This is a genomic window from Lysobacter sp. Soil_C_59, assembly GCF_057656415.1.
The window spans coordinates 50029-64115 of the sequence record NZ_JBDGKK010000012.1; the positions used below are offsets into that span (position 1 = coordinate 50029).

The window sequence follows — 14087 nt, forward strand, 5'->3', positions numbered from 1 at the left end:
GGCGAAGGCGCGGACCGGACCGCCATCCCCGCACGTGGGTGCTCCCGCATCCGGCCCTCGCATGCCATCCTTCGCGCCATGTCGAATCCGTCTCCCCTCAGCGCTGCCAGCTACGCCGCCCGGATCAATTTCGTGATCGAGCTGGCCGAGCGACTGCATGCCTATGGCACCACCGCGCAAAGGCTCGAGGGTGCGATCAGCGCGGTCGCGCAGCAGCTGCGGCTGGAGTGCGAACCCTGGTCGAATCCGACCGGCATGATCCTGACCTTCAGCGACCCGCAGCGGCCGCCGGGCGACAGCGACACCACGCGCGTGATCCGCCTGCCTCCGGGTGAGAATGATCTGTACCGGCTGGCCGAAACCGACCGCATCGCCGAAGACGTCGTCGCCGGTCGCCTCGGCCTGGCCGAGGCGCACGCGCAGATGAGCGCGCTCGACCGCCCGCCGACCTGGCGCTCGCGAGCGATGCAGGTGCTTGGCTACTGCCTGGCGGCGACCGCGATCGCCGGTGTGCTGCGCCTGCCATGGCTGGACATCTGCGTGGCCGGCGCCAACGGCCTGCTGATCGGCTTGTTCGTGCAGGTGTCCGAAGCGCAGCCGCGTTTCAAGGAACCACTCGAAGCGGTCGCCGCGATGTTCGCCGCGAGCGTGACCCTGCTGGTCGCCGCGTACGTGGCGCCGTTGAACCAGAACACGGTCATCATCGCCTCGCTGATCGTGCTGCTGCCCGGCATGGCGCTGACCAACGCGGTCAACGAGCTGACCAGCCAGCACCTGGTGTCGGGCACGGCCCGCTTCGCCGGTGCGTTGACGACCGTGCTCAAGCTCGCCATCGGCACCGTGATCGCGTTGTACCTGGCCGAGATGATCGGACTCGATGCGCAGGTGCGGGCGTCACGGCCGCAGCCGGAGTGGGTGGAGTGGGCGGCGCTGGCGCTGGCGTCCTTTGCTTTCGCGGTGCTGTTCCGCGCCAATCGTCGCGACTACCCGAAGGTGATGGCAGCCGCAGCCAGCGGTTACCTGATTTCCAGATTCGGCGGGCAGGCCTTCGGCAGCCCGGCCGGCATCTTCCTCGCGGCACTCGTGCTGACTTCCGCCGGCAATGCCTACGCGCGCTGGTGGAACCGGCCCGGCGCCATCCTGCGCGTGCCCGGCATCATCATGCTGGTGCCCGGCAGCGCCAGCCTGCGCGGCTTCCTTACCCTGATCCAGCAGCAGGACGTCGATGCCGGCCAGGCCGCGTTGCTGGCCGTGCTGAATATCCTGCTGGCCCTGGTCGCCGGCCTGCTGTTCGGCAACCTGCTGCTGCCGGCGCGACGCAATCTGTAAAGGACAGGCGGTAGGAGCGAGCTTGCTCGCGAGCAGGCACGCTCATTCGCGAGCAAGCTCGCTCCTGCCCGGCCGGATTCAACCCGGCAACGGGGCGGGTAATCTCCGGTTTACTTGATCAGAAACTCTTCGAGCCTGCGCCCGGCCGCGGTATGCGCGGCCAGCCAGCGCGGCTGCTTGCCGCGACCGGTCCAGGTTTCACCGGGGTCGGCCGGATTGCGGTATTTGGGCGCGACCTTGCCCATCGCCTTGCGTGCCTTCTTCGGGGCGGCCTTGCTCGCCGGTTTGGCGCTGCGGGCCGGGGCACCGCCGCCAAACAGCTCGGCGATGCTGTAACCCTCGGCCTTGGCCAGCTGGGTGAGTTTGTTGCGGACCGTGGCAATCGGCTTGCGCTTGTTCAGCGTGGTCTTGCGCTTTTTGGCCTGGTTGATCAGGGCGTCGAGTTCTTTCGCCGACAGCGAGGTGATATCGATCGACATGAAACCTCCGGTAAGGGTGGGATTACGGGCGGAATGTCAGGCTTGAATGGATCCGTTGGGTTGCCGGGCCGATTACCGCAAGCAGTGACCGGGAGCAGGGGCCGGCAGCGGCAGGGCCGCGGGGGACGTAGCGGAAAACACGTGGTTTGAGACGGCGGTGCCAGTAAAGTCGAGGCAGCCAGAACCGTTCAGGCAGCGCAGGATGATAATCCCGCGGTGCCCGCCAAGTAAATCAGGCGAATATCAAGGATTATCCGGCGCGGTCGTGCTGACCGCGCCGGACGAGTCGATTTACTTGCCGAGTCTGGCCAGCAGTGCGGCGCGGTCGAGATTCTCCGCCTCGCTGGCGCGACGGTGGCGGTACTCGAACGTGCCCGAGGCAAGGCCGCGCTCGGACACGACGATCCGGTGCGGGATGCCGATCAGTTCCATGTCGGCGAACATCGCGCCCGGGCGCAGGCCACGGTCGTCGAGCGCGGTCTCGATGCCGGCGGCATTGAGTTCGGCGTAGAGGTCCTGGGCGGCCTGCGCGACGGTCGCGTCGCCCTTGGGGTTGATCACGCACACCACCGCCTGCCACGGCGCCATCGCCTCGGGCCAGATGATGCCGTTGTCGTCGTTGTTCTGCTCGATGGCGGCCGCCACGATCCGCGATACGCCGATGCCGTAGCAGCCCATCGCCGGGATGGCCGCCTTGCCGTTGGCGTCGAGCACGGTCAGCTTCATCGCTTCGGCGTACTTGCGACCGAGCTGGAACACATGGCCGACCTCGATGCCGCGGGCCAGGCCAATGGTGCCCTCGCCATCCGGGGCGATGTCGCCCTCGACCACGTTGCGGATATCGGCAACCACGTCCGGCTCGGCCAGGTCGCGGCCCCAGTTGACGCCCGCCAGGTGATAGCCGGCCTCGTTGGCGCCGACGACGAAGTCCGCCATGGCGGCGACGCTGCGATCGGCGATCACGCGGATGGCCTTGCGCGGCGCGACCGGTCCGAGGAAACCCGGTTCGCTGCCCAGGTGGGCGACGATCTCGGCTTCCGTGGCCAGACGGTACTCGCCCAGACCGGCCAGCTTCGACAGCTTGATTTCGTTGACCACGTGGTCGCCGCGCACCAGCGCCAGCACGAACTGGGCGTTGCCTTCGGCATCGGCGCCGATGATCGCCACCGACTTGACCGTGCGCTGCAGCGCGATGCCCATCAGCGCGGCAACGTCCTCGCAGGTCTTCTGCGTCGGCGTGTCGACCTTGCGCATCGCTTCGCCTGCGGCGACGCGCGCAGCGGGTTCGGCGGCCGCGGCGAGTTCGACGTTGGCGGCATAGTCCGAGCCGCTGTGGAACGCGAGCGCGTCCTCGCCGGAATCGGCCAGCACATGGAACTCGTGCGAGACCGCGCCGCCGATGGCGCCGGAATCGGCCGAGACGGCGCGGAACTTCAGGCCCAGGCGGGTGAAGATGCGGCCGTAGGTGTCGTACATGTTCTTGTACTCGACCCCCAGGTCCTCGTCGCTGAGGTGGAAGGAGTAGGCGTCCTTCATCAGGAATTCGCGCGCGCGCATGATGCCGAAACGCGGGCGGATCTCGTCACGGAACTTGGTCTGGATCTGGTAGAAGTTGACCGGCAGCTGCTTGTAGCTCGACAGCTCCTGGCGCGCGAAGTCGGTGATGACCTCCTCGTGCGTGGGGCCGTAGCAGTACCAGGCTTCCTTGCGGTCCTGGATCTTCAGCAGCTGGCCACCGAACTTCTCCCAGCGTCCGGTTTCTTCCCACAGCTCTTTTGGCTGCACCGACGGCATGAGGACTTCGATCGCGCCGGCAGCGTTCATTTCCTCGCGCACGGCGCGCTCGACCTTGCGCAGCACGCGCAGGCCCAGCGGCGACCACGTGTACAGGCCAGCGGCCAGCTTGCGGATCATGCCGGCCTTGAGCATCAGCTTGTGGCTGACGATCTCGGCCTCGGCGGGCGTTTCCTTGCTGGTGTGGAGGTGGAACTGCGACAGGCGCATCGGCTCGGCTTCGGACGTAGGGAAGCGGCCATTTTGCCATGCGCCGGACCAGTGCCGGGCATGGCAGCAGCGCAGGGGCTCGTCAGCCGCCGCTGGTGACGGCACCACCTTCGCAATAGGTCTTGATCTGCGCCTCGGCCAACTGGGTGCGGTTGGCGCGCTCGCTGTCGTTGAGGCCGCGATCGGGCTTGCCGTCCTTGTCCTCGTCCACGGCGACCGGCTGGTTGCCCTGGAGAATGGCCAGGTTGCTGCGGGCGTTGCTGCAGTTGGAATTGACCACCGGTTTTGCGGCCGCGGTGGCCGCCGGCTTGCCGGTGTCCTCATGCTGGCCGCGGTTCTTGTACTCCTGGCCCGCCGGTGGCGCGTCGGCGTAGTGGGTGACGCCCTGGGCGTCCTTCCACTGGTACACCTTGGCCGCACTGGCGGGCAGTGCGACGACCAGGCACAGGCCGGCAACGAGGCCGGGCAGCAGACGGAAGGACTGGCGGGACATGGTGGCTCCAGGCGGTTGGGAGCGGAAGAAGGTCCGATTGCATCACCGCGCCGGGGCGCAGGCAAGCGCTACACTTCCAAACATGGACGAATTGCAACAAACCCCGCGGCCCCGCGGTCGCGGCATCTACCTGCTGCCGAACCTTTTCACCACCGGCGGCCTGTTTGCCGGCTTCTACGCGATCATCGCCGCCACCCAGGGCCGGTTCGACGACGCCTGCATCGCCGTCTTCGTGGCCGGCATCCTCGACGGCCTCGACGGCCGGGTGGCGCGCCTAACCAATACCCAGAGCGAGTTCGGGGTGCAGTACGACTCGCTGGCCGATCTGGTCAGCTTCGGCCTGGCCCCGGCGCTGGTGATGTACCACTGGGCGCTCTCGGCGACCCGGCTCGACGGGCCCATCCCCGGCAAGATCGGCTGGGTCGCGGCCTTCCTGTATGCCGCCTGCGCGGCGCTGCGACTGGCGCGCTTCAATTCCCAGGTGGGCCAGGTCGACAAGCGCTGGTTCATCGGCCTGGCCAGTCCGGCGGCGGCCGGGCTGGTTGCCAGCTTCGTCTGGACCTGTGACGACATGGGCTACAGCGGCGAGCAATTGAGGTACGCCGCGCTGGCGGTGACCGTGGTCGCCGGCCTGCTGATGGTCAGCCGCCTGCGCTATTTCAGCTTCAAGGGCGGCGGTCCGCGCCACGACCGTGTGCCGTTCCTGGCGATCGTGGTAGTGCTGGCGGTCCTGGTTGCCATCGCCATCGATCCGCCGCGGGTGCTGCTGGTGATCGGCGGCCTGTACGCATTGTCGGGTCCGGGCTATGCGGCCTGGCGCAAGCTGCGCCGGCCGGCGCCGGCCGAGGCGGGCACATGAGCGCACTGTGGAGCCCGCAGCAGCGGGAATGGCTGCAGGCCATGGGCCACCAGGTGTGGGCGCTGGGCGGCGCGCAGTCGATCGAGTCCGGATCGCAGGCCGTGGCCAGTGTGCAGGACGCTCCGGCCGATGCGCGCCGTGAAGCGGCTGCGCTGCTGAAGGGCGAGTCCGCACCACTGGCGCGGCAGGCGGCACCGGCGCCGCGCGAACCGGCGCGCGCCGATCGCTTGCTGCTGGCCGTGCTGCGCGCGGCCGGACGCGACAGCAATGATGCCGACGTGGCAGCACTGATCACCGACCTCGCATCGCTGCGCGGCAATGCCGCGGCCAAGCGCGCGCTGTGGCCCCACCTGCGGGCCCTGCGTCGACGGGGTGGCCGACGGAGTAACCCGGAGTGAGCGCGCTGGCCGTCGATACCGGCCAGGCGTCGCCCGCCGGCACGCTGCGACCCATGCGCGAGGACGACCTCGACGCGGTGCACGCGGTCGAGATCCGCGCCTACGAATTTCCGTGGACAGTCGGCATCTTCCGCGACTGCCTGCGCGCCGACTACCCGGCCTGGTTGCTGCAGCAGGGCGGTGAGGTCGTTGGCTACTTCCTGATGAGCATCGCCGCCGGCGAGGCGCACGTGCTCAACATCTGCATCGACCCGGCGCGCCAGGGGCGAGGCCACGGCCGCCACCTGCTGCGGGCGATGATGCACGTCGCACGCGGCCGCGGCGCCGAGCGCGTGTTCCTGGAAGTGCGGCCCTCCAATGCCGGGGCGATTGCGCTCTACCATTCCGAAGGCTTCAACGAGATCGGTCGCCGGCCGCGCTACTACCCGGCGCGCGATGGCCGCGAGGACGCACTGGTGATGGCGATCGAGCTTCTGCCGCCGGAGCAGTGACCCTGGCTAGGCGCGCATGCGCAGGACTGGCATGCTCGCGAACAGGGAGGGGCTCCCGCAGCGGTCGGGTCGCCCGGGGACACGGCAACTCACCACAAGGAGCGGGGCATGCGCGTGCTGTCGTACGGGTCGTTGCTGGTTGCACTGGCGCTGGTCGTGCCAATTCATGCCGCTGAGCTGCGGGCCGCTGAGCTGCAGGCCGGTGAGATAACCACCCTGGAAGGGGTGCCGGTCACCACGGATCCGGGTGAGCGGTACGTGCCGGTGGTCCTGGAATCGCCGGGCTGCGAGCACGACAAGCTCGGCTCGGTGGAGGTCACCGCTGGCGAGCGTGTCAGCGAGATCACCCAGGATCCGAACGTGCCCACCGTCGAGTACGGCCTCGCCATGGCCAGGCTCGCCAAGGCCGCCCGCGACAAGGGCGCCAATGCGGTCGTGCTGCGCTGGCATCAGGGCGTGTACTTCACCCACAACGGCAGGAAGAGCCGCAAGCCGGTGTTCGTGAAGTTGCGCGGTGCCGCAATCCATTTGTCGCCGGAGGCGCTGGCACAGTGCCCGCTCGAGCCGGTGTCGGTGGCCGACCTGGAAGACCGCTCGCGCAACGGCAAGCCGGTCAACGCTTATGCGCGCGACGTGTTTGCCAAGGACTGACAGTCGTCCCGGCGGCGTGCGCCGCCGGGATCCCAACCAACGTGACTGAAATCCGCCTGCCGGGCGATCAGCCCAGCTTGGCGCGCTGTGACGCCAGTGCCTCGCGTTGCAGGTTCCAGTCGGCCAGGCGCTTGCGCTCCTGCTCGACCACGGCCGGCGGTGCATTGGCAACGAAGGTCTCGCTGGCCAGCTTGTTGTGGCACTTGCCGATCTCGCCTTCGACGCGCTTGATCTCCTTGTCCAGGCGCGTGCGCTCGGCACCCAGGTCGACCAGGCCTTCCAGCGGCACCAGCAGCTTGAGTTCGCCGACCAGTGCGGTGGCCGCGGCGGGCGCGGCCGCGGCGTCATCGAGGATGACGATGGATTCCAGACGGGTCAGGAAACGCAGCTGCGAGTCGAAGCGGCCGACGCGGTCGCGATCGTCCGCGGTGCAGCCGGCCAGCAGCAACGGGATCGTCTTCGACGGCGCGACATTGAGCTCGCTGCGGATCCTGCGCAGCGCGCTGACCATCGACTTGAGCCATTCGACGTCGGCCTCGGCGGCGGTGTAGTCCTGCGCGGCGAAGTCCGATGCCTGCGGGTACGGGCGCAGCATGATGGTGGTGTCGGCCAGGCCGAGCTTCGGCGCGACCTGCTGCCACAGTTCCTCGCTCACGAACGGCACCAGCGGGTGCAGCAGCGACAGCAGGCGCTCGAGCACGAACAACAGCGTGTGGCGCGTGCTTTCCGCCGCGGCAGCGTCATCGCCCTGCAGCGCCGGCTTGGCCAGCTCGACGAACCAGTCGCAGAACTCGTTCCAGGCGAACTCGTACAGCGCCTGTGCGAGCAGGTCGAAGCGGTAGCTGGCGAAGTGCGTCTCGGCCTCTGCGGCGACCTTGGTCAGGCGCGAAAGGATCCAGCGCTCCGGGTCGGTTTTCGGCTGCGGCGCAAACCCATCCCCGACCAACCCTTCCCTTGAAGGGGAGGGCTCAAAACCTTCGGTGTTCATCAGCACGAAGCGCGTGGCGTTCCACAGCTTGTTGCAGAAGTTCTTGTAGCCCTCGGCGCGGCCGAGGTCGAAGCGGATGTCGCGGCCGTGGGTGGCGAGGGCGGCGATGGTGAAACGCAGTGCGTCGGCGCCGAACGCCGGGATGCCTTCGGGGAATTCCTTGCGCGTGGCCTTCTCGATCTTCTCGGCCATCTTCGGCTGCATCAGGCCGGCGGTGCGCTTGGCCAGCAGGTCGTCGAGCGAGATGCCGTCGATGAGGTCGAGCGGGTCGAGGATGTTGCCCTTCGACTTCGACATCTTCTGGCCGTCCTTGTCGCGGACAAGGCCGGTGATGTAGACGTCCTTGAACGGCACGCGACCGGTGAAATGGTCGGTCGCCATGATCATGCGCGCGACCCAGAAGAAGATGATGTCGAATCCGGTGACCAGCACGCTCGACGGCACGTAGCGGTCGAAGCCGCGGTCGGCCATCGCCTGTTCCTCGGGCCAGCCCATCGTGCTGAATGGCCACAACTGCGAGGAGAACCAGGTCTCGAGCACGTCGCTGTCCTGCGACAGCTTGACGGTGTGGTCGAGCGAATGGCGCGCGCGCACTTCCTCCTCGTTGCGGCCGACGAAGATGTTGCCGTCGTCGTCGTACCACGCCGGGATGCGGTGGCCCCACCACAGCTGGCGGCTGATGCACCAGTCCTGGATGTTCTCCATCCAGTGGCGGTAGGTGCTGATCCAGTTCGACGGAACGAGCTTGACGTCGCCTTGCTCCACCAGCTCGAGGCCGCGCGCGGCAAGCGTGTCCATCTTCACGAACCACTGGTCGGTCAGGTACGGCTCGATCACCTGGCCGGTGCGGTCGCCGCGCGGCACCTGCAGCTTGTGCGGCTTGGTCTCGACCAGGCGGCCGGCGGCTTCAAGATCGGCCAGCACGACCTTGCGCGCTTCGTAACGGTCCAGGCCACGGTACTTCTCCGGCGCGTTGCCGTTGACCGCCGCGACGTGGGTGAAGATGTTGATCAGCGGCAGGCCGTGGCGCTGGCCGACGGCGTAGTCGTTGAAGTCGTGCGCAGGCGTGACCTTGACCACGCCGGTGCCGAACTCGCGGTCGACATAGTCGTCGGCGATGATCGGGATCTCGCGATCGCTCAGCGGCAGCGTGACGGTCTTGCCGATCAGGTGGGTGTAGCGCTCGTCGAGCGGATGCACCATCACCGCGACGTCGCCGAGCATGGTTTCCGGACGCGTGGTCGCCACGGTCAGCTCACCGCTGCCGTCGCTCAGCGGGTAGCTGATCGACCACAGGAAGCCGTCTTCTTCTTCGTTGACCACTTCCAGGTCGGAGATCGCCGTCTTCAGCACCGGGTCCCAGTTGACCAGGCGCTGGCCGCGGTAGATCAGGCCTTCCTCGTGCAGGCGCACGAACGCTTCGATCACCGCCTGCGCGGCCATCGGGTCCATCGTGAAGACGCTGCGCGACCAGTCACCGGAGGTGCCCAGGCGGCGCATCTGCCGCTCGATCGTGTCGCCGGAGTGCTGCTTCCACTCCCACACCTTCTCGATGAAGCCGTCGCGGCCAAGGTCGTCGCGGGTCAGGCCATCGCGACCGAGGTTGCGCGCGACCACCATCTCGGTGGCGATGCCGGCGTGGTCGGTGCCCATCTGCCACAGCGTGTCGTAGCCACGCATGCGGTGGTAGCGGATCAGCGCATCCTGCAGCGTGTGCTGGAACGCATGTCCCATGTGCAGCGTGCCGGTGACGTTCGGCGGCGGCAGCAGGATGGTATAGGGCTCGCCCTTGCCGCTGGGCTTGAATACACCGCTGCGCTCCCACGCTTCGTACAGGCGGGTTTCGAACTGCTTGGGGTCGTAGCTGGAGGCGAGGGTGTCGGTCATGGGGGTTTTGCTTTTTTCTCTTTTTTCGTTGCGTTACATGTCGTGCTTTTTCAGATCCAGCCCGCGCGCCTGGTACTGCTTCCAGCGCTCGCGCAGCGGGCCGCGTGCCGAGTCGTCGGCCGGCACCACTTCAAGCACGCGCTCGAAGCTGCCCGCCACCGGCGCGTCGCGCAGGTTGATCACCACCGGTCGCAACGGCGTGTCCGAATCGGGCGTGGCGATCAGCACCGGCGCAAGTTCGTCCTCGTCGTCGCCGGCGATCTGGTGCGGGATGTAGGCGTTCTCGTCGAACTCCCACAGCAACTCGTCCAGGCGTTGCGCCTGTTCTTCGTCGCGCACCAGCACCAGCGTCCACAGGTTGGCATCGTGCGCCTTGCGCGCGAGCTCGCATACCAGCAGCAGCGGTTCCTCGCGGAATCGCTCTTTCTGGATCAGGTAAAAGTCAGCACGGGGCATGGGGGTCTTCAAGAGCGGGAATGGGGAGCAGGGAATGGGGAACGATCGGTCGAGGTGGCCGGTGCGTCCGGACCCCAGCAAGGCTTCGTTCCCGATTTCCGCTTCATCATTCCCGATTCCCGCTGTCGTTGTTACGCAGCCCGATCCAGCAGCCACTGGCTCAGCAGGCCGACCGGGCGACCGGTGGCCATGCCGCGCTTGCCTTCGTCCGACGCGCTGCCGGCGATGTCCAGGTGCGCCCAGCGCTGGCCTTCGGCGAAGCGGCCGAGGAAGCAGCCGGCGGTGATCGCGCCGGCCCAGCGGCCGCCGATGTTGTAGACGTCGGCGAAGCTGGACTCCAGCAGCGTCTGGTACTCGTCCCACAGCGGCAGGCGCCAGGCGCGGTCGAAGACGTTCTCGCCGGCATCGAGGAGTTCGGCGGCGAGGTCGTCGTGCTTGCTCATCAGGCCCGAGGCGAACTTGCCCAGGGCGACCATGCAGGCGCCGGTGAGCGTGGCGACGTCGACCAGTGCCTGCGGCTCGAAACGCTGCGCATAGGTCAGCGCGTCACACAGGATCAGGCGGCCTTCGGCGTCGGTGTTGCCGACCTCGATGGTCTTGCCGGACATGCTGGTCAGCACGTCGGACGGGCGGTAGGCATCGGCGTCGGGCATGTTCTCCACGGCCGGCACGATGACGACGAGGTTGACCGGCAACTGCATGCCGACGGCGGCGACGAAGGTACCCATGACGGTGGCGCCACCGCACATGTCGTACTTCATCTCCTCGATGCCGCCCTGGGTCTTGAGGTTGATGCCGCCGGTGTCGAAGGTGATGCCCTTGCCGACCAGCACGTAAGGCTTGGCGTCGCCGCCGTTGCTGTACTTGAGGACGATGAGCTTGGGCGGATTGGCCGAGCCGCGGCCGACCGCGAGCAGCGAGCCCATGCCCAGTTCGGTCATCTGCGCGACGTCGAGCACTTCGCACGAGGTGGTGTCGAAGCGGCCGGCGAATTCCTGTGCCTGCTGGGCGAGGTAAGCCGGGTTGCAGACGTTCGGCGGCAGGTTGCCCAGCTCGCGCGAGAACTGCACGCCGGCGGCGATTGCCTGGCCATGGGCCAGGGCAACGGCGTCGTCACCGTGGATGCTCAGCTTGCGCAGGCCCGGCTCTTCCTTCTTCTTGCTGGTGCCGAGCGTGGCGGTGTAGCGGTAGCAGGCATGGTCGGCGGCGATGGCGGCCTGGCGGATCGCCCAGGCGGTATCGCGGCCAGCAACCGGCACTTCCGACAGGGTGAACAAGGCGTTGCTGACCGGGCCGTTGCGCAGCGTGCGCGCGGCATCGCCGACCGCCTTGAGGTACTGCGGCACGCCGAACTTGCCGGCATCGCCCAGGCCGATGACCAGCACGCGCGGCGCTGTGACACCCGGAACGTCGTAGAGCACGGCGGTCTTGCCGGTCTTGCCGCTGGCGTCGCCGCGCTCGAGCAGGGCCGCCAGGCGACCGCCGCTGGCCTCGTCCAGGGCCTTGCCGGCGGGCGTGAGAGTGTTGTCGGCAAAGGCGCCGACGACGATGCAATCAGTGAGGGCGGCGGCAGGCGCGTCGCGGTTCAGGTCGAATTCGAGGGCCATCCAACAGATTCCCAGAGCAGTCCAAAAAAGAGCTGGCCAGGCACGTCTGTCAGAAACAGTGGGCAGACGTCCAACCAAACTCCGTACAATCGAGAGGCTGTGAGGGGGATGCAATGTCCCCGGCCGCGCATCGCGCAGCCACCTCACGCCCTCGGACGAATTCCTCGATTTTAGATCAACTTCCCAGATCAAGCCGCCCCGAAGCCTAAATCGATGCCCAAGCTTGACCGTTACCTGCTGAGCGAATTCGCCCAGGCGATCTTCGCCACCCTGGTGGTATTGCTGATCGTGATGGTCGGTGGCGCCTTCACCGACGTGCTCCAGGACATCGCCCGGGGCCGGGTTCCGGCCGGCCTGATGCTGGCCCAGCTGGGCCTTGTGCTGATCAAGTGGCTGCCGCTGATCCTGCCCCTGGCGCTGATGCTGGGCCTGATGATGGGGGTCGGGCGGCTGTACCGGGACTCGGAAATGCCCGTCATCTCCTCCATTGGCGTCGGTCCCAGGCGCATGCTCAAGCCGCTGATGCTGGTGGTCGGGCCGCTGGTGCTGGTCGTGGCGGCCTGCTCGCTGTGGCTGGGACCCTGGGCGGACCGCCTGTCCAAGCAGATGATCAACGACGCCAACCGCAACCTGCTGATGGCCGGGCTGGAGCCAGGTGCCTTCGTCGGCATCCCCAACGGCCGCGGCGTCGTCTACGTGGCCAACATGTCCAAGGATGGCAGCCAGCTGCAGCGCGTGTTCGTGTACCGCGATGCCGGCGAGGGGCGCATCGACGTGACCACGTCCAATACCGGCGAGCTGACGGTCGACGGGGCCGGCAACCGCTACCTGACCCTGTCCGGCGGCTTCCAGATCGAAGGCGAGCGGGCCGGCGCCAAGGATTTCCGTCTGCTTCGCTACGCCAGCAACCAGATCCTGTTGCCGGCCAACGAGCTCAAATTCGACCCCGATGCGCCTGAAATGCAGACGACGCTGGCCCTGCTTGGCGACGACCGGCGCGAGGCCAGGGCCCAGCTGCACTACCGCCTGGCGCCACCGCTGCTGGCGCTGGCGTTCGCCCTGATGGCAGTGCCGCTCGCGCGCAGCATGCCGCGGCAGGCGCGCTATGGCCGGATCCTGGTCGGCTTCCTGGCCTACCTGATCGGCCAGAACCTGATGACCGCCGGCCTGGGCTGGCTGGAAAGCGGCAAGATCGCGATCTGGCTGGGCCTGTGGTGGCTGGTGCTGCCGGTCATGGCCGTGGCCTGCTGGATGTACTTCAGTGACGGCCGACTGTCAGGGCCACGGCAGGCGTTCGCGACGGCGAGGCTGAGGTCATGAGGCTGAAGGCATGAGATTGCTCCCCAAGATCCACGACATATATGTAGGCAAGACCGTGCTCGCCACGGTGCTGCTGACCTGGGCGGTGCTGGGCGGCCTCGACGTGATGCTGGCCCTGGTGAGCGAGTTCGGCGACATCGGCAAGGGCAAGTACGGCCTGGTCGAAGCCTTCGCGTACATCGGCCTGAGCGTGCCGCGGCGCATGTACTACCTGTTTCCTTATGCGGCCGTGATCGGCTCGCTGATGGCGCTGGGGCAACTGGCGGCAACCTCCGAACTGACCGCGTTGCGTGCCGTGGGCCTGTCGCGTCGCCGCCTCGGCCTGGCCGTCGCCGGTGCGCTGGCGATCCTCACCGCGCTGATGGTGCTGAGCGGCGAGAGCCTGTCGCCGTGGACGCAGCAGCGCGCCGATGCCCTCAAGTCCTCGGCGAAGTCCGGCAACGCGGTGGTCGCGCAGTACAGCGGTCTATGGGCGCGTGAGGGCGAGACGATCCTCAATGCCCAGGGCGGGCAGGAGCGCGAACTCAACGGTGACCGCTGGCTCGAACTTCGCGATGTCACCCTGTACCAGTTCGCCGACGATGGCCGCCTGAAGTCGCTGGCCTTCGTGCGGACGGCCGAGCACCGTCCCGGTGGCTGGTTGCTGCGAGATGTGACGCGAACGTATTTCAATGACCGTTCGGTGCGTCGCGAGCAGGTGCCGCAAGAGCGCTGGGATTCGCAGCTCGACTCGGCCGCGTTGTCTGCAGGCACGGAGCGGCCGCGCTACCTGTCGGCCATGGACCTGCGCACCGCCATCCAGTACCGCCAGCGCAATGGCCTGGATGCGTCCGAGTTCGAGGAGCACTACTGGGGGCGGTGGTTCTATTCGATCAACGTGCTGGCGTTGTGCCTGGCGGCGGTGCCGTTCGCATTCGGCACGCTGCGCAGTGGCGGCATGGGCAAGCGTCTGTTCATCGGCATCGTCTTCGCGCTGGGCTTCTGGTTGCTGCAGACGCAGTTCGTGAAGCTGGCGACGGTGTACAAGTTCGACTACCGCATCGCTTATCTGCTGCCGACGTTGATCATGCTGGGCGTGTCGGCGTTCCTGTTCAAGAAGCGCAGCGGCTAGCGCTGGCCCGGCAT

Annotated in this window: 12 protein-coding genes and 1 pseudogene; 7 read left to right on the plus strand and 6 right to left on the minus strand. The window is 67.5% G+C overall.

The annotated features are described in order from the left end of the window. Window positions 1-78 precede the first annotated feature (78 nt). Window positions 79-1329 carry a threonine/serine exporter family protein gene (locus AC3A3Q_RS17275; protein ID WP_487587403.1) on the plus strand — a complete coding sequence of 417 codons (1251 nt, stop codon included), beginning with the start codon at window positions 79-81 and terminating at the stop codon, window positions 1327-1329. 116 nt (window positions 1330-1445) lie between these two features. On the opposite strand, the pseudogene AC3A3Q_RS17280 reads toward AC3A3Q_RS17275, so the two are convergent. From AC3A3Q_RS17280 to AC3A3Q_RS17290, 3 genes and pseudogenes are all read right to left on the minus strand, one after another. Beyond that, window positions 1446-1808: pseudogene (locus AC3A3Q_RS17280) on the minus strand (H-NS histone family protein); the annotation flags it as partial. 291 nt (window positions 1809-2099) lie between these two features. After that, a complete protein-coding gene (locus tag AC3A3Q_RS17285; protein WP_487587404.1) occupies window positions 2100-3812 on the minus strand; it encodes a proline--tRNA ligase in 1713 nt (570 codons plus the stop codon). 82 nt (window positions 3813-3894) lie between these two features. Continuing rightward, a complete protein-coding gene (locus AC3A3Q_RS17290) occupies window positions 3895-4305 on the minus strand; it encodes a DUF4124 domain-containing protein (RefSeq protein WP_487587405.1) in 411 nt (136 codons plus the stop codon). 82 nt (window positions 4306-4387) lie between these two features. Here AC3A3Q_RS17290 and pssA point away from each other — a divergent pair, with 82 nt between their 5' ends. The 4 genes from pssA (at window position 4388) to AC3A3Q_RS17310 (ending at window position 6704) form a co-directional block, all read left to right on the plus strand. Further along, window positions 4388-5164 carry a CDP-diacylglycerol--serine O-phosphatidyltransferase gene (gene pssA, locus AC3A3Q_RS17295; protein ID WP_487587406.1) on the plus strand — a complete coding sequence of 259 codons (777 nt, stop codon included), beginning with the start codon at window positions 4388-4390 and terminating at the stop codon, window positions 5162-5164. Next, a complete protein-coding gene (locus tag AC3A3Q_RS17300) occupies window positions 5161-5562 on the plus strand; it encodes an alanine acetyltransferase (protein ID WP_487587407.1) in 402 nt (133 codons plus the stop codon). Before pssA ends, AC3A3Q_RS17300 begins: the two co-directional genes overlap by 4 nt. Window positions 5563-5615: 53 nt before the next feature. Next, on the plus strand, window positions 5616-6053 hold the full coding sequence (rimI, locus tag AC3A3Q_RS17305; protein WP_487587450.1) for a ribosomal protein S18-alanine N-acetyltransferase: 438 nt from the start codon (window positions 5616-5618) through the stop codon (window positions 6051-6053). A gap of 108 nt (window positions 6054-6161) precedes the next feature. Then, on the plus strand, window positions 6162-6704 hold the full coding sequence (locus tag AC3A3Q_RS17310) for a hypothetical protein (RefSeq protein WP_487587408.1): 543 nt from the start codon (window positions 6162-6164) through the stop codon (window positions 6702-6704). 67 nt (window positions 6705-6771) lie between these two features. Here the strand turns inward: AC3A3Q_RS17310 and AC3A3Q_RS17315 are convergent, their stop codons facing one another. The 3 genes from AC3A3Q_RS17315 to AC3A3Q_RS17325 form a co-directional block, all read right to left on the minus strand. Further along, on the minus strand, window positions 6772-9579 hold the full coding sequence (locus AC3A3Q_RS17315; protein ID WP_487587409.1) for a valine--tRNA ligase: 2808 nt from the start codon (window positions 9577-9579) through the stop codon (window positions 6772-6774). A gap of 33 nt (window positions 9580-9612) precedes the next feature. Next, window positions 9613-10035, minus strand: coding sequence for a DNA polymerase III subunit chi (locus tag AC3A3Q_RS17320; RefSeq protein WP_487587410.1), 423 nt, complete (start codon window positions 10033-10035; stop codon window positions 9613-9615). Between the two features lie 131 nt (window positions 10036-10166). Beyond that, a complete protein-coding gene (locus AC3A3Q_RS17325; RefSeq protein ID WP_487587411.1) occupies window positions 10167-11642 on the minus strand; it encodes a leucyl aminopeptidase in 1476 nt (491 codons plus the stop codon). Between the two features lie 213 nt (window positions 11643-11855). Between AC3A3Q_RS17325 and lptF the strand changes: the two genes are divergently transcribed. After that, window positions 11856-12962, plus strand: coding sequence for an LPS export ABC transporter permease LptF (gene lptF / locus AC3A3Q_RS17330; protein WP_487587412.1), 1107 nt, complete (start codon window positions 11856-11858; stop codon window positions 12960-12962). A gap of 10 nt (window positions 12963-12972) precedes the next feature. After that, window positions 12973-14073, plus strand: a complete 1101-nt coding sequence (lptG, locus tag AC3A3Q_RS17335) for an LPS export ABC transporter permease LptG (RefSeq protein ID WP_487587413.1) — start codon at window positions 12973-12975, stop codon at window positions 14071-14073. Window positions 14074-14087: the final 14 nt, after the last annotated feature.